The organism is Leptospira interrogans, assembly GCF_900156205.1.
GTDB classification, from domain to species: Bacteria; Spirochaetota; Leptospiria; order Leptospirales; family Leptospiraceae; genus Leptospira; species Leptospira interrogans.
The window spans coordinates 81,926-108,189 of the sequence record NZ_FTNA01000014.1; the positions used below are offsets into that span (position 1 = coordinate 81,926).

A 26,264-nucleotide genomic window follows, 5' to 3' on the forward strand; every position below is an offset into this window, starting at 1 on the left:
TTAGAAGTGTCGATGTTAAAAAATAGAAACGAGGTTTTATGCCTGGACTTTTAGAACAAATCGTATTTCCAATTTTCCTTTTTTGGTTTTGCGGATTGACTTTGGTTTTGTTTCGTTCCGATTTTGAATTCGTTTGGAAGATCGTTTTTGTTTTCGTTTTTATCTTTTATTTTTTTCAGTATTTTCCGGAACTCAAAACAAGTTATGAACGTCTGACTCAAAGTTATCCTGTGGAAATTGTTTCTTGGGTTTACGGAATCGGAAAAGGTTTTTATTTTTTTCTTTTGTTTTTATGGCCTGTGGCCTTATTGAGAATTTTTTATTCCGCTTCTCCCCAAATCGGTAGATCTCTTGCAAAAACTCTTGTGAGTGCGACTTTGTTTTACTGGTGTGGATTTTTACTCTACAATCATTTTTCAAATGAAGTGGATAATTTTTTTAATACCACCTTTCTGAAATTCTTAAACTTTTCCATAAAATGAACGTCGTCTAAAGTATAGATGAATCCAATTTACTTACAATCTTTTGGAGAATCGGAAGAAGCGAAGAAACATTTTTTGACCGCTTACGATTATCAAACCAAGGGAAATCTCAAACTGGCTTCTAAACATTATAGAATGTCCATTGCCGCAAAACCCACCTCAGAAGCCTGGACGTTTTTAGGTTGGTCTTATTCTCTTGCTGGTAAGTTAAATCGTGCGATTGAATTTTGTAAAATTGCAATTGAAACGGATCCTACATTAGGAAATCCTTATAATGATATAGGGGTTTATTTACTTCAGCAAAAACGTTTTCAAGAGGCACTTTCTTGGTTTGAAAAAGCAAAGTTGGCTCCTCGTTATGAGGTCCCAGTGTATCCTTATTTTAATGCTGGTTCCTGTTTGGAAATTTTGGGTCATATCGAATTGGCTCGCTTGGAATACGAGAAGGCGATTCAAATTCAGCCAAATTATCCTCCTGCAAATCTTGCCTTGAAGAGAATTTATATCCGTTATAACTGATGTAGATTTGGCTCTTTGTATTTTAAGGTGAGTTCAACGTAAGAAAATTTAGGCGAATCCAGCTTGTGCTGTTGGATCCACCGGGAAATTCAGCAAGTTCTTCCCTATGGATCTTATGCACGCAATCTGAGATCCTATTTGACTTGTTCCACGGCGTTTTTTGCGCTCATGTCGTACTCGTAAACGACTCTTTAAGGATTCTACAAATACTTTTGCGAAAAAGCTTTGAGTCCTACATAAACATTATGTAATGCACTAACTAATCCTTAGTATGTACCTGTAACGCGCCCATAGGAAGCGTTACATAAGTATTTGCCTATGCAGTCTGAGATCCTATTAAACTTGTTCCACGGCGTTTTTTGCGCTCATGTCGTATTTGTAACGCTCTTTAAGGATTGCTACAAACGCTTTTACGAAAAGTTCCGTGTTCTACATAAACATTATGTAATGCACTAACTAATCCTTAGTATGTACCTACCGGGACTCGAACCCGGACCACAGGCTCCGGAGGCCTGTACTCTATCCGTTGAGCTATAGGTACGTTTACAAATGAGTTTTGTGGAGAGTCTTGTGTTGTCAAATGGAAACCCGAATAGGGCAGAAAGTCCTTGAAAAAGGAATCGGGTATGAAATCGTCTTCCTGAAGATAGAGGTTAGAGATGAAGGTTTCGTTTCTGAATACATGGAAAGAACTTTTTTTACACGGGTTAGTTTCCGTTTTAATGTTGATTTTTGCATTTGGATTTTTCAATCCGATCTTTTCAGTCAGTGAAGAGGAAGAAGAAAGGCTTTTGGAAAAAGCACTCGTAGAAAGTGCAATTACTCCAGGACAAAAACAAGCGATTGCAAATTATCTTAAGGCGACTGCCGTAGCTAAAAGAGCTAGAGCCAGCGAACTGAGAGAGTTGGCAAAACTTTCCAGAGGAGAAAAATTTCTTCAAGCAAGAGTTCGAAAAGAAAAGTTATTTAAAATGGCAGATTCATTAGATCGCCAAGCAGATCGTCATGAAGTTACTCTCAAGGAATTTCAGATCGAAAGTCGTTGATGATTCGTCAAGATAAGAAATCTGAAAATCCTAAATGGCTTATAGAAAAAAGCAGGCCAATCACGAAAAATTAAAAGTCTGGAAGAATTGGATCGATCAAAACCGTCACCATTTAGAGTGTCCGATATTCAAATGATAAAAAATTGTTAAATATCGTATTCTTGTTTAAATAATCCAGGAAATTTTTCCTGGATTATTTTTAGGAGTTCATTTTTATCAATAAGTTTATAATTAGGTGATATACTCCATCTTTCAAGTTTCCCTGATATAAGTTCTGGATCCGGTAAGTTTTGATAGTCTTTTAAAAATTCAGTCTTTGGTAATTTAAATTCAATCTTATGAGGTTCTTTACAATTGATTGCTATCAAGAAACTCTTAATATTAGATATCAATAAAGATAGAATTTGAATTTCACTAAATAATCTATCTGGATTCCACTGAGAAAAAATCTTACTTGTTGATAAGTGATATTTGTTATTTTTCGATAATCTTTCTATTTTTCTAAAAGTTGAGCCGTAATCTCCGCCGTTAATTTTTACTTTATTTTCTAAAGGACCGATTTCAATTTGAAATGATCCAAATTTATTTCGTAAAGAATGTTTTATGGAATTATATTCGAGGAAATACGTTTCTGAATTAAATCGATCTGCAAGTTCGATTACTGTCTTTAGAATAACTTCTTTTGAAAATGAATTAAAAAAATCTAAACCAAAGTGTATTTTGTTTAGAATTGATTCCCAGTTCGGTTTAACATCTGAAAATTTTCGAAAGAAAGGAATCTCTGATTGGGTTTTTCTAATTAATTCCCTTAAATCTTTTGGAGTGTATAACAATAACCATACATTTATAGCATCATATCCTTGCATCGAGGCGAATAGTATGGAGAAAAAGTGTTCTAAGCAGTGACTATGTAAAAGACGTATTGAAATTGCAAAGTCTTTATCTTTTTTTCTTTTGAATTCTTTATATATTATCCTTGATGTTTTTTCAAAGTAGTTATACTTTCTATATATTCTAAATTTTCCATATCTATATTTTCTCCGTGATACAAATATGGTTCTTCATCTACAAACAAATAAACACTTTGCATTTTATTGATTCCTATTTAAAGAAATACGTCCATCAAACAACAATTTTGTGCGGAAATTTGATTGGGTGAATTATTTTTAGATTCTATAAAAAATTTGCCTAAAACTTTAGAACATCATTTTTGAATCTTCAATAAATATTGAAGTTTGCACAAAAAACGTTGCATTGAATAATTTGAAAATTTTTAATATTCCATTTTTTGAATTTATGCAGGAGCTTAGCCTCTTGTTTTATGGTTACTCAAAGACTCTAAGATTTACTTTTGATGTTTGTGAGAAAAATTTCCAAACATTCTTGAACGATTTGATTTTGGTTTTTATTGCCGTCGATTCGGATCGTATCTTTGGGGAGAATTTTCTCGTAAGCTGAACGGATTTTTTCAAGCTGAGCTAACGTTTCAAATCTTTCTTTACCTTCCTTTCTTCGGTTTAGTCTTTCAAGGGCTATAGAAGGACTTAAATCTAAATAAAATAAAAGATCCGGGATTTTGAAATTTCGATTTAGATTTTTTTTAAGAATCATTTCAGGAGACAAATCGTCTCCACTTTGATAGGCGGCTGTAGAATACATATAACGATCGAGTAAAACGTTTTTGTCTGAGTTCAAAGCGGGAAGAATATTTTGTTTTAAAGATTCTTCTCTATCGTTTAAAAAGGCCTCGATTTGTTCTTCTTTTCCAAGTTCGATTTCTCCTCTGAGAAACTTTCTAAGATATTTTCCGGTTTCCAGATTTGTAGGTTCGGTAAAAGCTGCAGAGGGAATTCCAAGTTCAATGAGTTTTTCGGTTAACGATTTGCAAAGTGTAGATTTGCCACTTCCATCAATTCCTTCAAAAACTACAAAGATTGGTTTTTTATTCTTCATTCTAACGGTTCCGATTCAATTCTTGACAAAGATGGATTCGTATAAAATCATTCTTATATCTACAGACATTGGATTTTTTAGAAATTAGGAATCCAATGAAAATTCCTTTATGAATCTATATTTTTCAATTCTGAAACTTTTCGGATTGGTTGTTTATTTAGGATTTTTTTCTTTTGATTGTTCTTCTCAAATTCAACAAATAAAAACGACCGAAACGGAAATCAAACAGGAAATTTCTTCCGCAGATTTAATCACCCCTCAATCTAAGGATAAAATTAGAGTACATCATATTTTTGAAGAAGTTTATCCTACTTCTTCTGCAAGTTCAGTTTCAATTGTTACCGAAAAAATTCTGAAGTCTAAATCGTTGTCTTCTAAGGGTGGGCATTTTCTAGAAAAAACTTTTGTGATTTTAGGTTATGGGATTGTTCTCAATCAGCAAGGTTATATTTTAACGAACTCTCACGTAATTGGAACTTATGATCATCTTCTCGTAAAATCTAAATCCGGTAAATTTTATGAAGCGATTGTAATTGGTCAGGATAAAAAAAACGATTTAGCGATTTTGCAAGTAACTCCAGACGAAGATATAGTTCCTGTGGAAAAGTTGGACTACTATACTCTTCAAAGAGGAGAGGCGGCGATCCGTAAATATATCCATGCAAAAAACCAGATGAAAAAACATCGAGATCCGAAAGTTAAAATGAAAGTTCACCATGGTTCTTCTTTATAATTCTCTCGTTTTTATACTAGGAAAACGGAAACTCTTTTTTAAGCTTACGGTCTAACGATTAAAGACGAAAGAATTCTTCTCTCTTTCGTCTTAATTAATTCTTTGAACCGAATGTGTGTACTCTGGGAAGACTCGCTTCTAAATCTAACTTGACAGTCACGGAAGCGAGTCGATCCTTTTAGTACCCAAGCGGATATTCATTTTCAGAGGGATCGAATTCAATGAAAAATACGGAAAAATTGAAGTATGTTGCAATCGTAAGCATTTCTCTTCTACTTGGAGCTTTTTTATCTCCTGTGATGTTTTGTGGAACCGGTCAGAATAGTCCTCTCTTTCTAAGTGCCAAAGGTGATAAGGAACCGAGCCCTGCAACTCGTCAGGCAATTACAATTCAACAAGCATTTGAAGAAGTGTATCAAACCGCTTCTCCGAGCGTTGTTTCCATCGCTACGGAAAGAATTCAAAACGTTCCAGCTCATCCCGGACCTTTCGGAGATCCGTTCTTTGATCAATTTTTTGGTAGAGGTCAAGGCGGTGGTGGTAGGGTGATGAAACAAAAACAAACCGGTCTCGGCTCTGGAATCATCCTCAATACTCAAGGATATATTTTAACGAACGAACACGTAGTTCGTTCTATGGATAAACTCACCGTTCGTCTAAAAACCGGTAAGACGTTTACTGCGGAGTTGATCGGTTCCGATCCTGTTATTGATTTGGCTCTTTTGAAAATCAAACCGGAAGGAGAAATCGTTCCGATTGAACTCGGTGATTCTTCTGCAGTAAAAGTAGGGGATTGGGCGATTGCGATTGGTGCTCCTCTTGGTTATGAACAATCTTTAACCGCTGGGATTGTAAGTGCAGTTGGTAGGACCGGAATCGATAATAGCGGGGTTCATTATCTTCAAACAGACGCTTCTATCAATCAAGGAAATTCAGGAGGTCCTCTTTTAGATATCAACGGTCGTGTGATCGGTATCAATCGTATGATTGCTTCTCAAAGTGGTGGTTCGGTTGGAATCGGATTTGCGATTCCGATTAACGAGGCTAAGGCGATCATGGAAGAATTAAAAACCACCGGTAAAGTTAAACGTCCTGCACAGGCCTGGCTTGGAGTTGGGGTAGATTATCTTCACGAAGATGATGCCAAGAAGTTAAATCTTTCAGGTGGTGCGGTTGTGGTTCAAATTATGAATGATTCTCCCGCTGACCGTGCCGGGATTCAATTGATGGACGTGATCACTGAAATTTCCGGAACCAAAATCAATTCTCCCGAGGAAGTGGTCAGTACAGTCAAAAAAAATAAGGTAGGGGATAGAATTACGGTTACCGTTGTACGTCAAGGGAACATTTCCAGAATCTCTATCCAACTTAAGGAAAGACCGAACTGATTGGCAAAATCCCATACTCTGAATCCTGAAGAAGAATTTGAAGAAGAGTCGGGCCTTCGCCCTTCTCTTCTTTCCGAATTTATAGGTCAAAAAGAAGTCCTCAATAATCTTACCGTTTACGTTCAAGCAGCTAAAAATCGCAAACGTGCACTGGATCATGTTTTAATTTCTGGTCCTCCCGGTCTTGGTAAAACTACACTTGCAGGAATCATTTCCAATGAACTTGGGACAAGGCTTACTATTACTTCGGCTCCCGTAATTACCAAAGGAGCGGATCTTGCCCGTCTTCTTACTAGCATGGGAGAAAATGAAATTTTATTCATAGACGAGATTCATACTCTTCCTAAAAAACTAGAAGAAATTCTATATCCTGCGATGGAAAACTATATGATCGATCTGGTCATCGGAGAAGGTGTGACCGCTCAGATGGTTCAGATTCCTCTAAAACCTTTTACTTTGGTGGGAGCTACGACTAGAAGCGGTTTGATCAGCGAACCGCTGAAAAGTCGTTTCGGAATTCAACTCAGATTAGATTATTACAACGATGAAGAAATGAAACAAATCGTTTTACGTTCTTCTAAAATTCTAGGAGTTTTGATTGAAGACGACGCTGCTTTGGAAATCGGAAAACGTTCCCGTAAAACTCCTAGAATTGCAAATCATCTTTTAAAAAGAATCCGTGATTTCAGCGAAGTAGAAGGAAATCTTTCTGTAAAAAAGAATCTTTGTTTGAAGGCTTTTGAAAAGATGGGGATTGACGATCTGGGTCTGGATGGTATGGATAGACAGATTCTAGATTGTATGATCGATCGTTATAAAGGTGGTCCGGTTGGACTCAAAGCAATTGCGGTTGTGGTAGGCGAGGAAGAAAAAACAATCGAAGATACTTATGAATCTTTTATGGTTCGAATTGGGCTTATCAATCGAACTCCCGCAGGTAGAGTTGCGACTGAAAAGGCTTATCGCCAATTGAAAAGAATGGAAGATTTTTCCGTACATCATGGACAAGACCCGACTTTATTCTGAATATTCTGGAATTCCTGAAGACGATCAGAGACTGATCTACGCTTCTTTTCTAGTTCTTGCTCTCGCGTCTTTTTTTACCGCACATTTACTTACAAGAAACATGTTATGGAAGATTCTCGGAAGCGAGCCCATGGTGAAAATGGAAAGCAACGAGGAAAAAGAAAAAATCTACGAGGTTCTTTTGGAACAAGACTTTGTAGATAAAAACGTTAAGGACGAATACAAGGCGCTTTCCAACGTGGACGCGGCGGGTGCTGGTGGAATCACAAAAAAACAAGGGTTTCATTCTGCGAGTCCTTTTCGAGAATTTATTATGGGAAGTCTTGCGAGAAGACCTTCTGAAACTCAAAAACAGGAAACCAAAGAAAAGAACGATGAAAAAGTTTTTGAAGTAGGGATTTATAAGATCGATCCGGTTCAAACAACTAACACTGATAATACGAAACAAAGTACTCAAACCTACGGAAGGATGACTAAGATTCCGTTTAATTATCGGTTTGAACAGGATTTTCTGTTTCGTTGGGACGGAAATCAGGCTCTTTCCATCCCCAGAAAAAAACTCGCCGGTTACGAATACTTTAAACGGATGCTGAAACAGATCGAAGGAAGTTTTGCTCCTCCCGGTGGGGGTAATTATGCGTATCGTGATATGGCGGGAACCGTGGTTCGAGAAGGAATTCTTCCGGGACAAGTCAAAGTACTTTTTATGTTAAGCGAAGGTGGCCAGGTTTTAGATACGAGACTAGTTTCCAGTCAAGGACAGGACGTGGTGAGTCAAGCGTGTGTGGATTCTATCCGAGGACAAAATTTCGGAAAGGTTCCGGATGAAGTCAAAGCACAGGGTTTGATTTTCGGAATCAACTTTATATTTCCTATGATGCGTACTCGTTGACCTTTTTAAAATCTCTAGATTCGATCCATTTAAGCACCGCTTTGTTAATAGCCGATTCCCTGAAAAAGAAACTTATTATCTGTGCATATGATAGAAATATTAGAAAAATTGCATCCGATTTCAATTTTTATCTTTGTTCGTTCGTAGAGAAAAAACGAAATTGATAACATTCGATCAATTATTTCGTCTTTTAACAAATTTTGAAGTGAAACATTGGGTAAGGGAGCTTATAAAATTTGCGGAAGAAAAACTGGAGATCATCGGAATTTCCGAATTTCATGATAATTATTTTCTTGAGATAGGAAAACGAGTTCCTGTTGAAAACAAAAAATATCACCTAATTCACGTTCATTGGAGGAACGTTTTTAGAATTTCGTAATAAATTATTTCTTTGCAGGTGGATCTTCAAAAGTTCCGTCTGGATGAATTCTTCCCAAAACTCGATTGGATTGACTTTCAATGGATAATCTGAAAATGATCGGTCCAATTTTCGGAATCTTTTGAAATTCCTCTGAGTTTGCAATTTGTTTCCAAACTTAGAATGTAAAAACTAATGCATTAGTAAATTGGAATATTCAATTCAAATAAATTTTCGGAGTCCATAGAATGAAAGTTGTAGTTCGCTCCTAACTTTTTACATCTCATTTGAATGTTGCTCATTCCGATTCCCGAAGGTTCTTCTAAATTGATTTTAAATTTTTTTCCGTCGTCGAACACTTTTAAAACCAAATTTTTATTTTCTTTGTACCAAAAAATTCTAATATTTTTTGCTTCGGAATGTCTGAGTATGTTTGACATGATTTCCAGAAAAATTTTTTGAATGTGTAGGCATTGATCGAGATGAATTAAATCTGAAACTTCTTCTATCTGTGTTGTGACGTTTATAATTCCGGTGCCACCGATTCTTTCCGCGTATCTATATATAACGTCTTCTACTAGTTCTTTATTGTTTCCCTGATGGTGCATTAAAAAAACGATGTCTCTTACGTTCGAGATAAGGTGGCTTACTTCCGTTTTGAGTTTTTTCAATGTAGGATCGTTTTTATCTTTGGATTCTAATTCAAAAAGAATCGCAGTCAACTCAGAACCGATGGAATCGTGAATATCAGAGGCAATCCTCTCTCTTTCTTGGGCCTGTAGTTTTAATTGTTTGTTGTATTTGATTTGTAGTTGTGCAAATTCTTTTGTTTTCTCTAAATCTTTTGTAAATCTAGAAGATATAATATAAGAATTTAATGCGACAAAGGCCACAAGTCCCAGAGGAAAACTATAAGGATATAAGGTGTAAATTTCGTATAAACCATAGATTCCATCGTTCATCATAGTAAACGCAAAAACAAAACCAGTAAAAAGTTCTTTGGCTTTAAAGGCAGCAGTCGCTGTACCTAAAATCAAAACTAAAGCATAAAACGGAGGAAAATACATAAACCAAGAATAAAAAGAAATTATATTACGTTCGTTGAATGTAAAAATTCCTAAAAGGAAAACTGTGTTAGTTCCGATAGAAATTTGTATCCATTTCCGACTAAACTGAACCGGAAACATTTTTTGTAACATCCAGAAAGAAGTGGGAAAAAACGCAACTTCGCAAAAAAATTTGATCCGCAATCTCAAATCTAAAGAAAGCCCGGGAAGGGCCGTAAATTGAAATTCTGAAGTAATAAATGAATATCCGGAAACTAAAAAACAAAACACTGCAAAGTAGAGAGGAATTGAATCTTGTTTATAAGAAAAAAAGAATACGATATGATAAATTCCGAAAGAAAAAATAACTACTATCAGAATGATTTCTCTCCATTCTTCTTTTTTCTGATCGAAGTCTATTGTATTGCTGTTACCAATCAAAAAAGGTTTTCTAATTCCTCCTTTGAGATAATTACCTTTGAAGGTAGAAACGTTTACCGTGATGTAAAAATCTCCGGAGGATACGGGGATGTTTGTAATTAAAGGATGAGCTAAAAATAAAGTTTCTACAGAATTGGTTCCTACAAAACCGTTTGAATATACTTTTTGATTGTCTAAATAGACTTCATAAACACCCGGAAGTCTAGGAATTCTAATTTTAAAATTTTTATTTATACATTCGCATAACACGCGCAGACGATAAGTCGCATAACCTTCTGGAGTGAAGTTCGGATCATAGTCTCTCCAAATTCCTGGAACTGGAAAATAAGAAGTATTTTTTGGAGTTGTAAAATTTCCGTGTGTAAGTTCTTTCCAATAGAACTCCCAATTACCATCCAGTTGTACGGTATTTTTTTCTAGGTTGAATTTTCGAAGGTCGATTACACCTTGTTTTGCAGTTTGTTGAAAAACAGGTGGAAAAGAGCAATTGGTAAAAAATGAAATAAATATAAGAAAATTAAAAAATACGAATGTCCTTATGCAAAACATCTAAGGGTATCCGGGAATGTCTTGGATGATTCCCATCCTTCTTCCGCGTATAATTGCCTCTGATTTAGAATGGACTTCCATTTTTTTATAAATCTTTTCTATATGTCTGCTAACGGTATGACTGGATATATCTAGTTCGTCAGCGATATCGGAAACGGTCATTCCAAGCGCGATAAAATTAAGAATTTGAAGTTTTCTTTTTGTAAGTCCTAAAGTATTTTGAATCGGTTGATTTTTAGATTCTTCTTTTTTGGTGAATTTTCGAATGATTTTATCCGCAATTCTAGGAGTAAGAGGAGCTCCTCCTAATACAATTACTTTGAGTTCCGCCAAAAACAGTTCAGGAGAAGTATCTTTTAAAAGATAACCGGATGCCCCCTCTTGTATCGCTTCTACGATTTTTTCTTCGTCTTCAAAAACTGTAAATATCACATATTTAGTGTTAGGTGTTTTTTCTTTGAGTTCTTTCAAACATTCTAATCCGCTCTTTTCTGGAAGTCCTATATCCAAAATTACTATATCGGGAATATTGAGAGGGATTTTTTCAATCGCTTTGTGAGAATTTGGATAGTGTTCTAGAAATTTAAATTCATTAGACTTGGAAAGAAGTTCTTGAAGATTAAGTGCGGTGTGTGGGTTATCTTCCACGATGGAAACTGAATAATTAGATTTAGTCGTTGTGGAAATCTTTTGTAGTACCATCGTTTTGATTATACGAATTTATTTCGATTGGTAAATAATTTTTCTATATAATGAACGGGAATTCAAAATTTTAAATTGGCCCCAGTTTACTTGTTGAATTTTGATTTGCGGAGTTTTCATGTATTAGAAAACTTCTCAAAAAGGATTTTTAATATTATAAAATGATTTTTTAAATATAAAATATATTTTATTTAATGACTTATCATTTTTAGGGATTTTATTTAGAATTTTACGATGTTAATAATAAGGTGCGATTTATAGCCCCTAAGAAATGTGAACTTTTATAAATTTACATTTTGAGAAACTCTACCCGATGAATTTTTTATCGAATAATGTTAATTACTGATGTCTATAGAATAAAGTATTATAAACTTTAAATCGAATTTTCGCTTATCATAAAAATTTTAAATTACTTAAGCATTGAGAAATATCAGAAATTGTTTATATTTATACAATTCTTAAAACGGACTTACATTAAAAAAGATTCTTTGTATTACTTATATAATGGTTTTTTGAAATTATAATATTTAAGTATTATAAACATTAGAGTTGTTAAAAAAATCCCATAGCGGCGATCAACAGAACTGTTTTAATCGATTATTTCATGAAACGGAAACAAGATGGAGAATTCATTTTTCAACAACTCTATTATAATTTCCCTAAGGTGTGTCGTTCGATCTGAAAAATTCGTTCCATTCTTCTTTTGCTTTTTCCCATCTTTTTGCACGATCTTGTTTGTCTTTGATCTTTAGATAAAGTCTTGGCTCTTTTCCAGGAAAAGTAATTCTCACCCTATGTTCGTGAAGTACTTCTACAGAAACGTTTTGTAGGTTTTCAATTTCGATGTTATATAGAACTATACTTTTCATGCGCATTGGAAAAATCCCTTGACCTAGATTTCCGATTCCCTTTCTGAAATCCAATTCTATACATTCTATTGGTTTGTGCCAAACGTCGCAGAACTTACCTTCTGGAGGAGGAACTGGTTTGAGTCCGCAGGAAAAAAGTAGAAATGCAAAAATAATTTGGAAAAAAATTTTTAAAATTTTTTGGAGAGAAAAAAATTTCACTTCGTTTAACATTTAATTAAAATTTTTAGGAATTTTTACTGATCGGTAGTAGTCAATTCCAAGTTGAGTTTTGTTTTGAGAGTAGGTTTTTCCTCTATAATTTCTTTTGCCAGTTTTACGATCTCTTCTCTTCTATCTTCCGATTTTGGATACAACTCTTCTAAAATGGCGATCGATTTAAGATGTAAATTTTGAAGTCTGAAAATTTTCGCCTCTAAAATCCAGGACCCAGTTGTGATAAAATCTTCGTTTTCGTTTCTGACCTTACGAATTAAATTGAGTGAAGAAACATACTGGCCTGCACGGAATTCGGAAAGTCCGGTTAAAAAGTTTGCCTCTCTTTCTGTGAGAAGAATCGATTGGCTGGATTCTGGACTTGCCAAATTTCGTTTTAAAAAATCTGTATCTCCTGAAAGAGATGCTCCTAAAATAGAAATCCAGATATAAGTCGTTTTGAATTCGGCGCTAATTTTATCGTATGGAATAGAGTTCAAAAGTTGTGTGAGAGATTTTCTAGAAAGATGTTGTTTGACCGTCTCTCCAAACGCAATCATCACTTCGTTGTCCGGATTTTCATTCATAGAGGGATCAATTGCTTTTGCGCGAAGTGCATTGCGATACATTTCTTCTAAAATGGGAAGATACGACTCGTCTTCTTTGAGAAAGTCGTTGAACCCAGAATAGGCGAGTTTTATTAGAGTTCCGGAATCGAATGAAAATCCGTTGAGTAAAAACGAATTATAATTTCCTAATGCGATATAAAAATATCCTAATTCGTCCGAAGGATTGGCGTGAATATAATCTTTGGCGGCGTTTTGAAAATTTTTTACAGAGGTTTCTTCCAGAGCTCCGGAGCGAATCTGTTGTTGGATGTTTTTTCTTTCTTTTTCGAGAAGAATTTTTCTATCACCTGCAAATAGATTTTTAATCCCTTGGCGAAAAAAAAATCCAGTCCCGCTTAAAATCAGCAAAAGGGCAATAAAAATATAGGGTTTATAACTGGTTTTCTTTTTGTAGCTTTTCAGACCGGATTGATACAACATACTTCGTCGATTTTTTACAGGCCCATTCTGGGTTCACGTATTTTTTAATTCCCTAAAACTTGACATAGAGGACTCCCCTGATTCCGTGGATTTCTATGCCTTACAATTACGATTTTGACGAAGATTTTGAAGTTGAGACTGATTACGATGAAGATGTTACCGGCGAAGAGGTGTTAACGTTTGCCTGTGAAGATTGTGATCATCGTTGGGAAGAGGATGCTTATGAAGCAGAAGACTATGGACCTGAAGGGCCGATTTGTCCTATGTGTGGCTCCTCTGCAGTGATCGAACTTTGAAAAATACCCGGCCGGTTTGGCGATTTGTAAAAAACCGGCTTTTCGGGTTCGTATTTGTACCCTTTCTATTTTTTTCTCAAAGGGTTTTTTCTACCGACTTCAGCGACGTATATGATTTTTACAAAAAAGGAAATTATGATACTTTAGTAAAGGTCTCTCGGGTTGCGCTGCGTAGGGAAGAAGTAGATTATAAAATTCTACTTTTATATACCGCTTCCGAAAAGGATCCGGAAGAAATTGATAAAACTCTGAGAAGTATTTATGAGAAAAAGGAATCACATCCTGGAATTTTTTACAATTCCGTGTTTTTGTTTTTGGAACGTTGTCTGGTATTGGGGGACGAATTATCGGGAATCTATTGGGGAAAAATTTTTACTGAAAAAGGGTCGTCTTCTGTGCGTTATGCGGAGGGGCTATATACCTACGCGTGTATTCTATACGAGGCTGGGAATTTTTCCGAAGCAAAACAAATTCTTGTTAAACTCAAAGAATTTGGAACTATCCAAAAACTCGTAAAGAAGATTAGAATTTTGGAACTCAGTATCGAAAAAAAAATGGAACCACAAACTTGAAGATACTTAAAGTACAAACTGGAAAATTTAAAGGCAAATCGATCGAAACTCCTCCCGCGATTGCTGGAAACACTAATTTTACTCCTGCAATATTAAAAAAATCTGTTTTTGATATAATCGGTTCTCTAGTTTTAAAGGGTAGATTGATAGAGGAAGAATCTGCGTTTGTGGATTTTTTTGCGGGTTCCGGACAGATGGGTCTGGAGGCGGTAAGTCGAGGATTTGCAAGAGTCGTTTTATACGAATTGGCTTGGGAAAGATCAGATAACCTTAGAAAACTTTTTTCTAAATTTGGAAATAACTGTCAAGTTTACAGAAAGGATGTATTCCGTTTTTATGATAAACTCGATATTCCCGAAATGTCTAGAATCTTTTTTTTAGATCCTCCTTATTCTTTTTGGGATAAGAAGGATGAAAAAATTCGGACCATTTCTGATCTTTTGTTAAGTGAAGACACTACCGTAGCCGTTTTTGTTCAATCTCCTGTAAATCCAGGCTGGTCTGGTTTTGAAACTAGAAGATTTGGAAAAAATTTTTTAACTTTTCAAATCAAAATAACGTAAATTCTGCATAAGAAAACGAGAAAAGATTTTCTAAAAGTATAGGCTTCTACAATTTTAGAATTTGTTCGTACAATCATAATTTGTGGTAGTTCCTACATTTTCAGGATTGAACTGTAAAATCGTAATTTGTAATAGTTCCCACATTTAAAGAATCGATCTGTAAAGTTCAAATTCCAATTTTTTTCAGAAAAATGAATTATGCCAATCTCACGTTATGAAATTAAGAGCTTATTTCAAAATCGTCCAATGTGGGAACTCATATAAAATTGAACTGTTTGAAAGTTGCCAAATGCGACTTAATTTGTAGGAACTACTACATTAGAGTTGTTGAAAAATTCTATAGTGGAGTTTAACAAAACTACTTCAATCGACAGTTTCCATACAATGGAAATCGATGGCGAGTTAATTTTTCAACAACTATATTTTATTAAAAATTGCTAAAGAATGATCGTGTAAAATTTTTTGAGGTTTTGGGGCAAGCTCTGAGTTGCTTTACAAGCGCCAGCGATCTAAGCGACGCGGAACGCGGTCACGTTTTTGATGAAAACGTGACCGGAATGAAATGGAGTCGCGGCAGAGCGCGGTCCTTTTGATCGTAGATCGAAAGGAGGCGCCAATGAACTTAGAAAAATATTTCCCTATGTTTTTTTATTTTAAAAATGGATAACTCTCGTCAAATTACAAAGGTATATATCTGATTTTTTGTATATTCTAAAATGGGAATGTTATTTTTTCTTTTTTTTCTTCGCGGGGGCCGATTTTTTCTTGGGGATTTGTTTTGATTTCGCCGTCTTTTTTGAATGACTCGTTTTTAAGTTTGTTTTTTGGGCGACGGCAAAAGATTTAGAATGTGTAACGGAAGATTCGATCGTTTTTTGATCTATTTTAGAAGATTCTACTTTTCTAATGATTGGCTTTGGATCTTTGTTTTCCTCCGCGGTGATCAAATCGAACAAACACTCGATACCAAGTGGACCCATAAAAAGGTTAAGATGACCCGCTTCTGGAAGTTCTACGTCGTCAAAATGACCTAAACGGGAGTTTTCGGAAGGTAGGATAAACTGATCTTTTCTAGTAAAAACGGATTGAACGTTAGGCAACTTTTCAAATACTTCGCCAATTTCCCGAATAAACTTAGAATCAGGCATGGACTGCCAGCTCGAAATAAATATAGGAGTAAAGTAAGCCAGATAAGTTCCTTTTACAGGGGTTCCTGTAATAAAAAGTTTCTTAACTCTATCTCTTCCTTTATAAGTAAGACCCGCTGCGATCAGACCTCCGGTCGAGTGACCGACGATATAACAATTTTGAATATTCTTTTCGATTAGAAAAGTTTCTAAAAGTTTGCTTTTTTTTCGGATGTTACCCACTTGAAATCCGAGAGGAACCGTATATACAGGATGTCCATTTGCAGAAAGATGTTTATACATCGATTTCCAAGAAAGGGTTCTGCCTAAAAATCCTGGAACCAGAACAACTGGACGTTTATCACCTTCCGGAGAATCTTCTAATCGAATGAAAATTCCAATGATTGAATGCCAAAAATAAAGAACCGTATACCATTTCTCTGCTAAAAATTGAAGAATTGGATTACGAACGGAACGATTGTCGGAAACATAGGCGAGGTGATCATTCATGAAGTTGCTCCCGGTTGAATCCGGATTTAGGTATGATTTTCCTTATCACCACAACTTGAAAATCAAAAAAAGAAAGTAGAAACTTTTCCGAGAATCTAAGGAAGTTATATTGATTTTATTCTTTCTGAAACTTTAAGGAAGCGGAATTGATACAATAACGCAATCCAGTAGGTCTTGGTCCATCATTGAAAACGTGACCTAGATGTCCTCCGCATTTAGAACAAAGAATTTCCGTTCTCTCCATTCCATGGCTACTATCTTTTTGTTTGTCGACTACCCCGTCTTTAACAGGCTGATAAAAAGAAGGCCAGCCGGAACCGGATTCATACTTAGTGTCAGAAGAAAATAAAACGGCGCCGCAGGCCGCACAAACATAGGTGCCTTTATCTTGATTTTTATACAGAGCTCCGGTAAAAGCCATCTCGGTTCCCTTTTGTCTTAAAATTCTATATTGTTCTGGAGTGAGTTCTTTTTTCCAATCCTCATCAGATTTGTTGACTTCGTAATTCATCATTCCTCCTTTAGAGTTTGTTTGATTTGAATCTCCATTTGTCTTTAAACAACTAATAAATCCAAAACATATCACGATAATTGAGAGTAAAATCTTGTTTTTCATAATGAAAAATTCGTTTTTATTTTGAATTGGTTACCTGAAAAATGAATTATCAGTATAGATAAGAATTTTTCTATTTATAAAGCTTTAAAAGGAAAGTTTTTACAAAGAATTTATATGTCCTAAAATTATAAAAAAGCCCTTTTCTTGAATTCCTTAGAAAGGAAAAATAAAGATAAGTTTTTTAAACTTCCATTTGAAAATACTTTTCCCTAAGCAATATAATGAAAACAGTAGTAGCTTTTTAGGTAATAATCAAGTATAAACATGTTAAGTAGATATTCGTTCAGCAAATATTTTACGAGATCAAATATTATTCAATTTTTAGTTTTATCTCTATTATCTCAAATATTAATTTTGATAATCACATTTGTTATTACTTCGAAACTCGAAGCAATTGGATTTAGTTTTTTACTTTTACCGTTTTACTTTCCATCTATAATACTTCTAATACTTGTCAAATTGAATATGTTTGATAAATGGTACGCCAAATTATCATTCTTATATCCAATATTGATGGTGGATTGTTTGTTTATGGGTAATTTTATCTATGATATTTATCACCCGTCAAACGATGGTAGTAGTCAAATGTTAGTGTTGGTATCTTCAATTCTTAATTTGCCGATTCCTTTTTTATATCTGATTCATAAATATATACTGAAATAATTGATTCAAATATTTGGGAAAGATCTTAAAGTTTAGAGATTGTCCCAGGACTTTTGGTTTATTTAAAGAATATATTATAAATTCAATCGGTTAGTTATGCATAGTTCCAATTAACAATAAGATACAAAAAAATATTCAAATTTACTAATGGATTTAACGGGATGTGTATTGCTAAAAGAGAAAAATAGAACGAATTATCAATAGAATTGTTGAAAAATTAATTCTCCATCTGTTTCTATTTTATGGAAATCGGCAATTGAAGCAGTTTTGTTAATCGCCACTATGAAATTTTTCAACAACTCTAATATAGATAAGAATTTTTCTATTTATAAAACTTTAAAAGGAAAGTTTTTACGCAATTTATTTAAAGGATTCTATATTCTTCTACAATTTCACGAAGAGAATCGTCCATCTCACGAATAAAACGAAGTTCTTGAGTCATTCTCCACATTGTAATTGAACCGTGGTATGCCATTAAAATTCTTCTCGCCACGTATTGAATGTCCATGTTTCTTTTGAGTTGTCCCGATCCGATCGCCTTTTGCAGATAATCGCTGATCATACGAATCCATTTGTTTACGATGTCTTTTAAAAATTCAGTATATTCAGGATCGGAGTCCATTACTTGACTTGCAAAACCAGCAAAAGGACAACCTACAAATTCTCCGTGACGGATTTGTTTTTCTTTGAGAATCACCCAGGCTCTTAAAAATTCTCCTAGGTCTGGATAACGATCCATCAAACTTTGAAGATCGCTAAGAGTTTTTTCTTCCTGACGAGCTAGATACGCAAGTCCCAACTCTTTTTTAGAAGGGTAGTGATCGTAGAGACTTGCAGCAACAGAATTGGATTCCTGAATGATTTGCCTCATACCTGTACTGGAAAAACCTTGTTTGTAAAAAAGAGAAGTAGCGGTATCTAAAATTCTTTCCCGAACTCCAGTTCCGGATTCTTTCTTTTTACGCGGTTGAGTTTTCATAGAGGAACGTAACCGATTTCTTAAGGTTCATTTTTCCATCGGAAAAATCTTCTGTCAATGACTTTGGATAATTGATGTAAAAAAACAGAACGAACGTTCTGTTTTTTTTGTTTGATCTAAATTTGGCTTCGTCTAAACTAGGGCCAGAATCTCCCCAAAGGCAAATGTGAGGAAATGCCATTTCGCTCCATTTCGCTATTTCGCTCCCTACGGGTCGCGAAATAGGGTCAGAATCTCCTAAAGAATACGGAGGCCGATATGATTGCGGATGAAATCCAACTCGTGACTCGGATTTCCGATTTGGATACTCAGAGACACGTTACCAGCAGGACTTATGAGAATTTTTGTCTGGAAGGTAGATTTCGAACTCTTGAAAAAAATGGTTTTTCGATTCGGGAGATTCTATCTCAAGGGATAAAAATTCATCCTTTAGAGTCTCAAATTCGATTTCTGGCTCAACAAATGGAAGGAGCCAGTTTAAAAACGGAAACGAAAGCTTTTCCTCTGAAAGATGGTAAGATTTTTTGGGATCAAAAAGTTTTATCGGATACTGGAACGATTGCGGCCGAAATTAAAACTCTTACCTTTTCAGAAAAGGACGGGCATCCAATTGATCTTCTTCCTTTAGAGAAAACGGAGATGAGCGGTTTTGATCAATTTCCACAGATTCCTGATTTTAGAGGAACTTGTAAAACTGTGGATACTTCCATGATCACTCTCTATAGCGAAAGAAATATATTTGGAGAGTATAATCCGGCTTATCTTTGGAGGATAGTGGAAGATTCCAGATGGTTTTTTTCCACAGAAACCGGTTTGACCTTGGACCGTTTTGTAGAAATGGATACAACTTTATTTTTTATGGGCGGTGTATTTCGATTTTTTCATCCGGTTCCTGCGGGAAGAAAAATTAAAGTAAGTACTTGGATTCATTCCTTTGAAAAGATTCGAAGTTATATGAGACACGAGGTTACAGACATTGAAACTGGTTTAAGATATTTTGCGGTTCAGGATGAGCAGTTAGTAGTTTCTCTTACCAAGTCTCGACCTAAAAAAGCTCCTGATGAGTTTCAACAACTGGTAGGGGACTATGTGGAGAATTTTGAATATTCTAAAAAATGAATTTATGATTAAGAATTTTAAGTTTGGAGAAAAAAAATGAAATTAACAAAACCTTTGGCAATTTGTACACCAAGAAGAACTCCTTTTGCTCAGATCGCGAAAGCTCTCGGACCTTATCCTGGACATCACCTGGGAAAAATAGTCGCAGAAGATATTCTTGCTAAAAGCAAACTTAAGCCGTCTCAAATCGATGGAGTTGTAGTAGGAGAAGGATTTAGCAATGCTCCTAATTCTGCGAGAGTGATTGCAAACCTGGTCGGAATGAGGGATGAAATCGCTTGTATCACCGTTGCGAACAATTGTGTTTCCGGTATGGAAGCGGTTGCGGAAGCGGCTCGTAGAATCGTGTTAGGTGAAGGAGAAGTTTTTCTTGCGATCGGAGAAGAATCTCAAACTTCTATGCCTTTTGTTGTTAAAAATGCTCGCTTGAACAAAAAAGCGGGATCTTTGGATAAGTTGAAGAAACTTCTTCCGGATAATCTTCCCGAGGGAGTTGAACTCAGAGATACATTGGAAGACGGACTTGGTGACGGAGAAACTTCTTACGGTATGCAGGTAACCGCAGAAATTGTTGCTCAGAATTATGGTCTTTCTCGTGAGATCCAAGATAAACTTGCGTTTGAGTCTTTCAAAAGAGCATTAGAAGCTTCTAAAGCAGGTAAATACTCTCCATATATCATTCCTATGAAAGACGACGAAGGGAACGAACTTACGATCGACGAGGCTGTTGGCCTTCGTGAAGGTCTGGTAGAAAACCCGACTCGTATGGGAAGAGCGATGCTTATGTTCGATAACCCTGGTATGAAGTTTGAAGAATTTAAAACGAAATATTCCAAGGATCTTAAAAAGTCTCATGGCCCTACGGTTTCTATCTTCAATGCTAGTCCTCGTTCCGACGGAGCTGCAGGTGTTATCGTTACTACTGTTGAAAAAGCAAAAGAACTCGGACTTACGATCGAAGCGGTGGTTTCCGGCTGGCACATGAAAGGGGTTCATCCAAATAACATGGGTATCGGACAGGCTGTTGCCACCAAGGCTTTGTTAGACGAAACTGGAATTAAAATTCAAGACGTTGACTATGTTGAAATTCATGAGGCTTTTGCCGCAACTGCGGTAGGTGCACTTGAACAAATCAAAATGGATACCGGTTGGGATTGGGAAAAATCTTTTGATGCTAAGAAGATCAATCCGAATGGTGGTTCTATCGCAATTGGTCATCCGTTTGGAGCAACTGGAATTCGTTTGATTGCAAATGCGATTATGGATTTAAAAGAAGATTCTTCCGCAAATAAGGTACTGATTACTGCTTGTGCTCACGGTGGAATTGCTGGTTCCATGTTGATTGAAAGATACAAGGGTTAATTCGTTTTTTAGAATATTCTAATAAGTGAATCCCTCCTCGCCTCTGAATTTTATGAAACAAGGCGGCGAGGAGTACAACGAAAATGTATGATCACATGTTTGGCGTGTTTCTTGAATATGAATTGCAGGACGTGTTTCGTGTGTTCGTTCAACTCGATGCCGAAGAGCTTGAGCTAACCGACACGGTTGTTTTTTCATTTGACGTAGGATTCTTTCAATTGCACGTAGACGTGCATAAGAAGTTCCTGCGACGAATGTGTTCTGCAAACGATATTGTGATTGAAGGAGACTATCACGATCAAACGGGAGTCCAACTACGCACGTTCGGAATAATTTCTCACCCTTTTCGGGTAGGTGCGATTCATGTTATATTTGAGGTAATTGATGTGCAGCAGTATCCCGTAGGTATTTTTTTGGCTACGGAGCAGCGTAAGCTTGCACTTGGTATCAACTTTCATCTCGATGATGTGGAAGTTGGTGTTCCAGAAATGTTATGGACATATGTATGCGGTCTTGTTCCAAACTCACGTTCCATTGTGGTCAAACGATACTACAATCAGGTCCAAGGATTTGAGCTGCTGCAAACTTTGAGATTTTATAGTGACACTTAAAGTGTGGGAACTCCCATATTTTTCAAAGTCGGAACTCGTACATTTTATTTTTCTAATTAACATGGGCTCGACGTAAGGAAATCCATGCTTCATTTTTCTAAAAAAAGTTGTGATCTTGGTTTCTAAAATGTGGGAACTACCACCAATCACGATTTTACGAACAAATTCTAAAATTGTAAGAACTCATACTTTTAGAAAATTCTTTCTCGTTTTTTTTACGCCGAACTTAGGTTAATTAATTAAAAGATCTCTCTCAAAACTTTAGATCCGTTCCAAAACTCCAAATCAATATCTTATAAGCATTAGAGTTGTTGAAAAATTAATTCGCCATCGATTTCCGTTGTATGGAAACTGTCGATTGAAGTAGTTTTGTTAAACTCCACTATAGAAATTTTCAACAACTCTATTATAGAAAGCGTTATGCTGAGTTCTGGGAGTGAAATGTTGAGAGCCTAACATTGCGATCTATAGAAGCAGTGTTGTTTTAGTTCATAAGATTCTAGGAACTCCTATGAGTTTAAGAATCATGAAAAACTGTTCGGATATTCATAAATCGCCAATTAACCGTTTCTGTGGGAACTACCACGTTTTATAATGAATTTACTAAAATGATTATAAGATTTCTTTTAAGTTTTTGAGACAGGTTTAGAAAAAATCAACTTAGGAAATAGAATTGTTGAAAAAGTTCAGATTAACAAAACTGCTTCAATTAACCGTTTTTATGAAATAGAAATAAGATAAACGTGAGTTAACGCGAAAGGGATCGATACGTTTGAAACTCAGCAGAACGCTCTCTAAGGATCGTGTTTGAAATAGAATTTTAAATAATTGATTGTTATTTTCGATTCAATAGGAATTCTTTATTTATAAAAAGCTTTTGATTCAATTGAATCAGTTCATTGAAAGTAGTTCTTCAATTTTTTAGAAATATATGTATCTCTAATCGTTTGTGTTTCAAAAATCTTTGTTTTAAAATCAAAATGAAAAACAATTTTCAAAGAATCAAAGTTTTCAACCTAATTATCATTTTGTAGATAACGATTTAAATAAGAGTGATTTTCTACTTGCGCAATCCAAAGCTACTACAAAGGTATTGGCCATGCAGAATGTATTGCTTCAACCTGAAAAAGGAATCTTTTTAGATTCCGTAACTTCTACAAACACCGTTATCAAAGGTAAGGAATTTCCTCATGGGACTTGGATTGTAGCGGAAGAACAAACCGCTGGAAGAGGAAGGAAGGATCGAACCTGGGAAGTTTTTGGAGAAGAATCTTTGATCTTTTCTGGAAAAATTGGTTTGGAGAATTTTGACGCGGGACCAGGACTTTCTCTTTTTATAGGAACTGCAGTTTGTAAAACGATTCTTTCGGTATATCCTGAACTAACTCGCGAAATTAAAATTAAATGGCCGAACGATTTATATAGAGGCAACAAAAAAGTTGCAGGAATTCTAATAGAATCTGAAATCGAAGGTTCTTTTATGACTTTAATCATTGGAGTTGGATTGAACCTATATGGGAAAAACGAATCGATTCCGAATCATCTTACTGATGCGGGTTTTTTAAATACGAATCCAAATCGTGCAGGTAAAAAAAATGAAATTTTGGAAAAGCTAGTTCCTTTTTTGAACGAATCGATTCTTCTTTGGAAAGATATAGAAGGAAGAAAAAAAGAACTGATTTTGTTAAACGAATTACTTCTCTGGAAAGGACAATCCGTTCGTTATAAAGAAAACGGACAATTACAGACTGGAATTTTGGAAGGACTGAGTGAAAACGGTTCTTTAATTTTAAAAACTCCTTCTGGAACCAGGTTGGATTTTATTGACAGTCCGGAGGATTTCCATTCTCTAAACTAAAATGCTTTTAGCAGTAGATGTCGGTAATACGAACACCGTTTTCGGAATTTTTGAAAATGGAAACAAGATTCCTCTCTTTCACAAACGAACCGTAACTAGAAAGGATCGAACGTCCGATGAACTAGGTTTGTTCTTCAGAGGATTTTTAAGAGAATTTAAAATCGAAAACGAAATGATCACTGGCGGGATCTATTCCAGCGTCGTACCTACTTTAAATCCTATCTTAGATAGAATGTTTCAAGATTGGTTTAAGATAGAGGCGATTCGAGTTCATTATCAAATGAAACTGCCTTTTTCCATTTCTTATCCAAGACCTTATGAAATCGGAGCAGATCGACTTGTAAACGCCGCCACTTGTGCGATCGATTTTCCGGGTAAGTCTATCATTATCGATTTAGGAACCGCGACTACATTTTGTGTGGTGAACGAAAAACCAGAGTATTTAGGAGGAGTAATCGCTCCTGGTTTAAAAGTTTCTATGGACGCGTTAACAAGAAATACTTCTCAACTTCCTCCAATTGTATTTCAGTCTCCTGGAAAAATTTTAGGAGATTCTACGATCGAGTCGATTCAAGCAGGATTCTTTTTTGGATGGATCGGTCTTTTGGAAGGGATTATTCGTGAAATCAAAAAAGATAAAGGACAGGATTATCAAGTTATTGGAACCGGTGGTTTGGTAACCGTAATCGATGCTGCTCATCCAGGAATTTTTGATAAAATCGATCCGCTTCTGACTTTGCGAGGATTACAAATTTTACACTTAATGAATTCTTAATTTAAGATAAATTTAATATAGAGCTGTCCTATAAATTCTAAATTCCGACCTGCAGAGCGACCGTAGAAGCGATACATTGAGTTTAGAGAGGTGTTTGCTGAGTTACTTCGAGTGACCGTAGAAGCGAGACACTGAGTTGCCACCGATCCCGTGAGATTGAAGTGGGGACTACTACGAAAATTGAACGAGATTAGAACTACTCGAAAGTTTACAAATTACCAATGCGACCTAATTTGTAGGAACTACTGCATTTTATTAAAAGTTTCTAAAGAATGATCATGTAAAATTTTTGAGGTTTTGGGAACAAACTCATAATAGAAATTTGGAAAGAAATTTTCTTAAAGTATGAAGTTTCTACATCCATTTTTATTTTTACAGAGATGAGTAGGATTTTCTGGACTTTATCAATTGTTCAATCGTGTTCTTCTTGAATTTTTTATCATATTGTGGTTTATGAGCATACTTTTATCCTTTTCTTTTGGCACGACCGTACCCACTAATTCGGAGGAAGTTCAGAGTGAGATTCTTGATTGTTGCTCCTCACAAAGTTGACGCAGATTTGTATTTGTAAAATCTCCATCTGCATCAACGGTTTGTTTTGTTATTACATACAAGACGTTTTTTTCGATTACTGACTTGGTAGTGCGCACCTGCTTTCCGAGCACTGATTTACCGTTGCACTGGCTGGATATTCCCCCGTGCCTCTTCTGCCTTCCCCTTCCCCGGTACAATTCCTGTTAGAGATTACTAAGTCAGTAAAATTGTCGTAAAACTCTCCTAACTGTATAGTTACAAAATATGTCAGAGTCCTATCTGGTTGTTCCAGGTTATTTATCGCCTGAATCGGATCCATAGTAGGTGTTAAATATTCTCTGTAGAGTTCAAGTGATATGGAAGAAGGTACTCTTGTTGGAATTACTACTAATCCTTCAGAGGTTCTAAGAATTGGAACGGAATGTCCCGCAATAGTTCCGTCTGGACGTTGCCTTCTCATTAACGCCAACCAAATACTTCCAGCGGGAGAATCTATAAGCGAGGTAATATGAGATAAAATTTCAGATCGAGTGGTAAATTCACGAGAGGGCGTCCAGTCGTACAAAGGCATCATATTCATAGCAGATACTAACGTCAGTAGTCTAAGCGTAGTACTGTCTGAATTATATACCCTAGGTATATGCGACAATAAACTGTCTAATTCCGGATAACGTTGTCTAAATGAGATAAATGGATCTCTATTAGGAGCTGTGTCGAAGAAGTAACCTCCACTCTGAAGAGGTTCTCGAGAATGATACTCTTGTAGCTCTGCCAATATCTGGAAGGTCTGAAGTAGACAAACTCCGCATATACCACTTACCTGAGGATTGGTTACCGTTGAAATTGCTATATCGTAAAGCCTCTGAATCCATTCCTCGGTTAATTGAAAGTCAGATGGTAAAGTCCTTTTTACTCTTTTAGCACGACTCTCTTTTTTACCAGCTGGACAATACTGATCTGTCTTTCCAAGATTACTGGCTGTATAACGGACCCAATTCAATAAATTTCTATCAACGATAAATAGAGAAGTCGGGTTATAGGTTGTATCCTTTTTCAAATAAGAAAGTTTAACCGCATACGCAACACCCCAATTAGGTCCATACCTGGCAACCCTCAGTGCGTTGCCTTGATAATCCATGATCATTCCACCTTCTTCCGTTTCATAAGAGACATTCCAAAAAGCTGGATTGTCCTTACTGATAGGCGCATCACTACACAATGCCCACGTCACCCAATTCCAATTATAACTACCTACCCGAGAATACATACAATAGAGCGATCCACTCACTGGATTGTATTGAGCAAGATGTCCACTTTCGGGATTGTAGTAAATAGGTGTCGTATTTTTATCTGAACCTCCTGAACGAATAAAATAACGATCGCTTCCTAAATTCCAAGCGATGGAAGTCAAAATACTGATGTTACCGGGAG

Annotated in this window: 27 protein-coding genes, 1 tRNA gene and 2 pseudogenes; 18 read left to right on the plus strand and 12 right to left on the minus strand. The window is 35.8% G+C overall.

The features are described 5' to 3' along the window. Positions 1-38: 38 nt before the first annotated feature. Both BW942_RS12610 and BW942_RS12615 read left to right on the plus strand, forming a co-directional pair. Positions 39-482 carry a hypothetical protein gene (locus BW942_RS12610; protein WP_001118066.1) on the plus strand — a complete coding sequence of 148 codons (444 nt, stop codon included), beginning with the start codon at positions 39-41 and terminating at the stop codon, positions 480-482. Between the two features lie 18 nt (positions 483-500). Beyond that, positions 501-1,001 (plus strand): tetratricopeptide repeat protein, encoded by a 501-nt coding sequence (locus tag BW942_RS12615; RefSeq protein WP_001068364.1) that lies wholly within the window; start codon positions 501-503, stop codon positions 999-1,001. Between the two features lie 469 nt (positions 1,002-1,470). Here BW942_RS12615 and BW942_RS12620 read toward each other — a convergent pair. Then, positions 1,471-1,542 (minus strand) — tRNA-Arg (locus BW942_RS12620). Positions 1,543-1,660: 118 nt separating this feature from the next. On the opposite strand from BW942_RS12620, the gene BW942_RS12625 reads away from it, so the two are divergent. Then, the gene (locus tag BW942_RS12625) at positions 1,661-2,047 is read left to right on the plus strand and encodes an LIC10421/LIC12816 family protein (RefSeq protein ID WP_000868567.1); all 387 of its coding nucleotides are present in this window, start codon (positions 1,661-1,663) and stop codon (positions 2,045-2,047) included. 146 nt (positions 2,048-2,193) lie between these two features. On the opposite strand, the gene BW942_RS12630 is transcribed toward BW942_RS12625, so the two are convergent. Together BW942_RS12630 and tmk are read right to left on the minus strand one after the other, a co-directional pair. After that, positions 2,194-2,913, minus strand: coding sequence for a hypothetical protein (locus BW942_RS12630; RefSeq protein WP_001163268.1), 720 nt, complete (start codon positions 2,911-2,913; stop codon positions 2,194-2,196). Between the two features lie 472 nt (positions 2,914-3,385). Continuing rightward, positions 3,386-4,000, minus strand: a complete 615-nt coding sequence (tmk, locus tag BW942_RS12640; RefSeq protein ID WP_000791380.1) for a dTMP kinase — start codon at positions 3,998-4,000, stop codon at positions 3,386-3,388. 109 nt (positions 4,001-4,109) lie between these two features. On the opposite strand from tmk, the gene BW942_RS12645 reads away from it, so the two are divergent. The 6 genes and pseudogenes from BW942_RS12645 (at position 4,110) to BW942_RS12670 (ending at position 8,418) form a co-directional block, all read left to right on the plus strand. Further along, the gene (locus BW942_RS12645) at positions 4,110-4,733 is read left to right on the plus strand and encodes a trypsin-like peptidase domain-containing protein (RefSeq protein WP_001055381.1); all 624 of its coding nucleotides are present in this window, start codon (positions 4,110-4,112) and stop codon (positions 4,731-4,733) included. Positions 4,734-4,954: 221 nt separating this feature from the next. Next, entirely contained in the window at positions 4,955-6,121 is a 1,167-nt protein-coding gene (locus BW942_RS12650; RefSeq protein WP_000798837.1) for a S1C family serine protease, read from the plus strand. After that, positions 6,122-7,147 (plus strand): Holliday junction branch migration DNA helicase RuvB, encoded by a 1,026-nt coding sequence (gene ruvB, locus BW942_RS12655; protein WP_001129835.1) that lies wholly within the window; start codon positions 6,122-6,124, stop codon positions 7,145-7,147. Then, positions 7,122-8,039: an energy transducer TonB gene (locus BW942_RS12660; protein WP_000361891.1), complete on the plus strand. Its 918-nt coding sequence runs from the start codon at positions 7,122-7,124 to the stop codon at positions 8,037-8,039. Before ruvB ends, BW942_RS12660 begins: the two co-directional genes overlap by 26 nt. Continuing rightward, positions 8,036-8,203 (plus strand): annotated as a pseudogene (locus BW942_RS12665) (PIN domain-containing protein); the annotation flags it as partial. The gene BW942_RS12660 and the pseudogene BW942_RS12665, both read left to right, overlap by 4 nt. Continuing rightward, entirely contained in the window at positions 8,173-8,418 is a 246-nt protein-coding gene (locus BW942_RS12670; protein WP_000498075.1) for a hypothetical protein, read from the plus strand. The pseudogene BW942_RS12665 and the gene BW942_RS12670, both read left to right, overlap by 31 nt. Before the next feature lie 179 nt (positions 8,419-8,597). Here BW942_RS12670 and BW942_RS12680 read toward each other — a convergent pair whose 3' ends face one another. The 4 genes from BW942_RS12680 to BW942_RS12695 form a co-directional block, all read right to left on the minus strand. Next, the gene (locus BW942_RS12680; RefSeq protein WP_000458679.1) at positions 8,598-10,433 is read right to left on the minus strand and encodes a sensor histidine kinase; all 1,836 of its coding nucleotides are present in this window, start codon (positions 10,431-10,433) and stop codon (positions 8,598-8,600) included. After that, positions 10,434-11,135: a response regulator gene (locus BW942_RS12685; protein WP_000244073.1), complete on the minus strand. Its 702-nt coding sequence runs from the start codon at positions 11,133-11,135 to the stop codon at positions 10,434-10,436. 659 nt (positions 11,136-11,794) lie between these two features. Then, complete coding sequence (locus BW942_RS12690; protein WP_000931449.1) at positions 11,795-12,217, minus strand: LIC12806 family lipoprotein; 423 nt, start codon at positions 12,215-12,217, stop codon at positions 11,795-11,797. Positions 12,218-12,240: 23 nt separating this feature from the next. Next, the gene (locus BW942_RS12695; protein ID WP_000966831.1) at positions 12,241-13,248 is read right to left on the minus strand and encodes a hypothetical protein; all 1,008 of its coding nucleotides are present in this window, start codon (positions 13,246-13,248) and stop codon (positions 12,241-12,243) included. Positions 13,249-13,343: 95 nt separating this feature from the next. Between BW942_RS12695 and BW942_RS12700 the strand changes: the two genes are divergently transcribed. From BW942_RS12700 to BW942_RS12710, 3 genes are read left to right on the plus strand one after another with little or no spacing between them, the layout of a single operon-like run. Then, complete coding sequence (locus BW942_RS12700; protein WP_001146757.1) at positions 13,344-13,544, plus strand: hypothetical protein; 201 nt, start codon at positions 13,344-13,346, stop codon at positions 13,542-13,544. Beyond that, positions 13,541-14,116 carry a hypothetical protein gene (locus BW942_RS12705; RefSeq protein WP_000799361.1) on the plus strand — a complete coding sequence of 192 codons (576 nt, stop codon included), beginning with the start codon at positions 13,541-13,543 and terminating at the stop codon, positions 14,114-14,116. The genes BW942_RS12700 and BW942_RS12705 overlap by 4 nt, the downstream gene beginning before the upstream one ends. Further along, positions 14,113-14,679 (plus strand): RsmD family RNA methyltransferase, encoded by a 567-nt coding sequence (locus tag BW942_RS12710; protein ID WP_000698127.1) that lies wholly within the window; start codon positions 14,113-14,115, stop codon positions 14,677-14,679. The genes BW942_RS12705 and BW942_RS12710 overlap by 4 nt, the downstream gene beginning before the upstream one ends. A gap of 725 nt (positions 14,680-15,404) precedes the next feature. Here BW942_RS12710 and BW942_RS12715 read toward each other — a convergent pair. Together BW942_RS12715 and msrB are read right to left on the minus strand one after the other, a co-directional pair. Beyond that, a complete protein-coding gene (locus BW942_RS12715; protein WP_000997772.1) occupies positions 15,405-16,316 on the minus strand; it encodes an esterase/lipase family protein in 912 nt (303 codons plus the stop codon). A 115-nt stretch (positions 16,317-16,431) separates the two neighbouring features. After that, positions 16,432-16,827 (minus strand): peptide-methionine (R)-S-oxide reductase MsrB, encoded by a 396-nt coding sequence (gene msrB / locus BW942_RS12720; RefSeq protein WP_002070109.1) that lies wholly within the window; start codon positions 16,825-16,827, stop codon positions 16,432-16,434. 1,071 nt (positions 16,828-17,898) lie between these two features. Here msrB and BW942_RS22130 point away from each other — a divergent pair. Beyond that, positions 17,899-17,964: pseudogene (locus BW942_RS22130) on the plus strand (pilus assembly protein); the annotation flags it as partial. On the opposite strand, the gene BW942_RS12735 reads toward BW942_RS22130, so the two are convergent. Together BW942_RS12735 and BW942_RS12740 are read right to left on the minus strand one after the other, a co-directional pair. Continuing rightward, on the minus strand, positions 17,960-18,574 hold the full coding sequence (locus BW942_RS12735; protein ID WP_000856975.1) for a TetR/AcrR family transcriptional regulator: 615 nt from the start codon (positions 18,572-18,574) through the stop codon (positions 17,960-17,962). The pseudogene BW942_RS22130 and the gene BW942_RS12735 sit on opposite strands and share 5 nt — an antisense overlap. Further along, a complete protein-coding gene (locus BW942_RS12740; RefSeq protein ID WP_000885367.1) occupies positions 18,555-18,755 on the minus strand; it encodes a hypothetical protein in 201 nt (66 codons plus the stop codon). The genes BW942_RS12735 and BW942_RS12740 overlap by 20 nt, the downstream gene beginning before the upstream one ends. 77 nt (positions 18,756-18,832) lie before the next feature. Here BW942_RS12740 and BW942_RS12745 point away from each other — a divergent pair, with 77 nt between their 5' ends. The 5 genes from BW942_RS12745 to BW942_RS12765 all read left to right on the plus strand — a co-directional run bounded on the left by BW942_RS12745 (position 18,833) and on the right by BW942_RS12765 (position 24,299). Next, entirely contained in the window at positions 18,833-19,693 is an 861-nt protein-coding gene (locus BW942_RS12745) for an acyl-CoA thioesterase (protein WP_000559672.1), read from the plus strand. Between the two features lie 36 nt (positions 19,694-19,729). Next, positions 19,730-21,055, plus strand: coding sequence for a thiolase family protein (locus BW942_RS12750; protein ID WP_000778965.1), 1,326 nt, complete (start codon positions 19,730-19,732; stop codon positions 21,053-21,055). A gap of 95 nt (positions 21,056-21,150) precedes the next feature. Beyond that, positions 21,151-21,666 (plus strand): hypothetical protein, encoded by a 516-nt coding sequence (locus BW942_RS12755; RefSeq protein ID WP_000468132.1) that lies wholly within the window; start codon positions 21,151-21,153, stop codon positions 21,664-21,666. 1,099 nt (positions 21,667-22,765) lie between these two features. Further along, positions 22,766-23,524, plus strand: a complete 759-nt coding sequence (locus tag BW942_RS12760) for a biotin--[acetyl-CoA-carboxylase] ligase (protein ID WP_001181792.1) — start codon at positions 22,766-22,768, stop codon at positions 23,522-23,524. Between the two features lies 1 nt (position 23,525). After that, positions 23,526-24,299, plus strand: coding sequence for a type III pantothenate kinase (locus tag BW942_RS12765; protein ID WP_017861793.1), 774 nt, complete (start codon positions 23,526-23,528; stop codon positions 24,297-24,299). Positions 24,300-24,927: 628 nt separating this feature from the next. Here BW942_RS12765 and BW942_RS12770 read toward each other — a convergent pair. Beyond that, the coding region (locus tag BW942_RS12770; RefSeq protein WP_244552890.1) for a DUF1561 family protein at positions 24,928-26,264 on the minus strand (1,337 nt) is incomplete at its 5' end.

What these genes read in the sequence shown, in the direction of transcription:
- BW942_RS12680 (WP_000458679.1), bottom strand. Translation starts at nt 10,433, where the DNA reads ATGTTTTGCATAAGGACATTCGTATTTTTTAATTTTCTTATATTTATT.
- BW942_RS12685 (WP_000244073.1), bottom strand. Translation starts at nt 11,135, where the DNA reads ATGGTACTACAAAAGATTTCCACAACGACTAAATCTAATTATTCAGTT.
- BW942_RS12765 (WP_017861793.1), top strand. Translation starts at nt 23,526, where the DNA reads ATGCTTTTAGCAGTAGATGTCGGTAATACGAACACCGTTTTCGGAATT.
- BW942_RS12690 (WP_000931449.1), bottom strand. Translation starts at nt 12,217, where the DNA reads ATGTTAAACGAAGTGAAATTTTTTTCTCTCCAAAAAATTTTAAAAATT.
- BW942_RS12715 (WP_000997772.1), bottom strand. Translation starts at nt 16,316, where the DNA reads ATGAATGATCACCTCGCCTATGTTTCCGACAATCGTTCCGTTCGTAAT.
- BW942_RS12750 (WP_000778965.1), top strand. Translation starts at nt 19,730, where the DNA reads ATGAAATTAACAAAACCTTTGGCAATTTGTACACCAAGAAGAACTCCT.
- BW942_RS12615 (WP_001068364.1), top strand. Translation starts at nt 501, where the DNA reads ATGAATCCAATTTACTTACAATCTTTTGGAGAATCGGAAGAAGCGAAG.
- BW942_RS12660 (WP_000361891.1), top strand. Translation starts at nt 7,122, where the DNA reads ATGGACAAGACCCGACTTTATTCTGAATATTCTGGAATTCCTGAAGAC.
- BW942_RS12610 (WP_001118066.1), top strand. Translation starts at nt 39, where the DNA reads ATGCCTGGACTTTTAGAACAAATCGTATTTCCAATTTTCCTTTTTTGG.
- BW942_RS12740 (WP_000885367.1), bottom strand. Translation starts at nt 18,755, where the DNA reads ATGGCATTTCCTCACATTTGCCTTTGGGGAGATTCTGGCCCTAGTTTA.
- BW942_RS12745 (WP_000559672.1), top strand. Translation starts at nt 18,833, where the DNA reads ATGATTGCGGATGAAATCCAACTCGTGACTCGGATTTCCGATTTGGAT.
- BW942_RS12630 (WP_001163268.1), bottom strand. Translation starts at nt 2,913, where the DNA reads ATGCAAGGATATGATGCTATAAATGTATGGTTATTGTTATACACTCCA.
- BW942_RS12735 (WP_000856975.1), bottom strand. Translation starts at nt 18,574, where the DNA reads ATGAAAACTCAACCGCGTAAAAAGAAAGAATCCGGAACTGGAGTTCGG.
- BW942_RS12650 (WP_000798837.1), top strand. Translation starts at nt 4,955, where the DNA reads ATGAAAAATACGGAAAAATTGAAGTATGTTGCAATCGTAAGCATTTCT.
- BW942_RS12625 (WP_000868567.1), top strand. Translation starts at nt 1,661, where the DNA reads ATGAAGGTTTCGTTTCTGAATACATGGAAAGAACTTTTTTTACACGGG.
- BW942_RS12755 (WP_000468132.1), top strand. Translation starts at nt 21,151, where the DNA reads ATGTTTGGCGTGTTTCTTGAATATGAATTGCAGGACGTGTTTCGTGTG.
- BW942_RS12700 (WP_001146757.1), top strand. Translation starts at nt 13,344, where the DNA reads ATGCCTTACAATTACGATTTTGACGAAGATTTTGAAGTTGAGACTGAT.
- BW942_RS12760 (WP_001181792.1), top strand. Translation starts at nt 22,766, where the DNA reads ATGCAGAATGTATTGCTTCAACCTGAAAAAGGAATCTTTTTAGATTCC.
- tmk (WP_000791380.1), bottom strand. Translation starts at nt 4,000, where the DNA reads ATGAAGAATAAAAAACCAATCTTTGTAGTTTTTGAAGGAATTGATGGA.
- BW942_RS12695 (WP_000966831.1), bottom strand. Translation starts at nt 13,248, where the DNA reads ATGTTGTATCAATCCGGTCTGAAAAGCTACAAAAAGAAAACCAGTTAT.
- BW942_RS12645 (WP_001055381.1), top strand. Translation starts at nt 4,110, where the DNA reads ATGAATCTATATTTTTCAATTCTGAAACTTTTCGGATTGGTTGTTTAT.
- msrB (WP_002070109.1), bottom strand. Translation starts at nt 16,827, where the DNA reads ATGAATTACGAAGTCAACAAATCTGATGAGGATTGGAAAAAAGAACTC.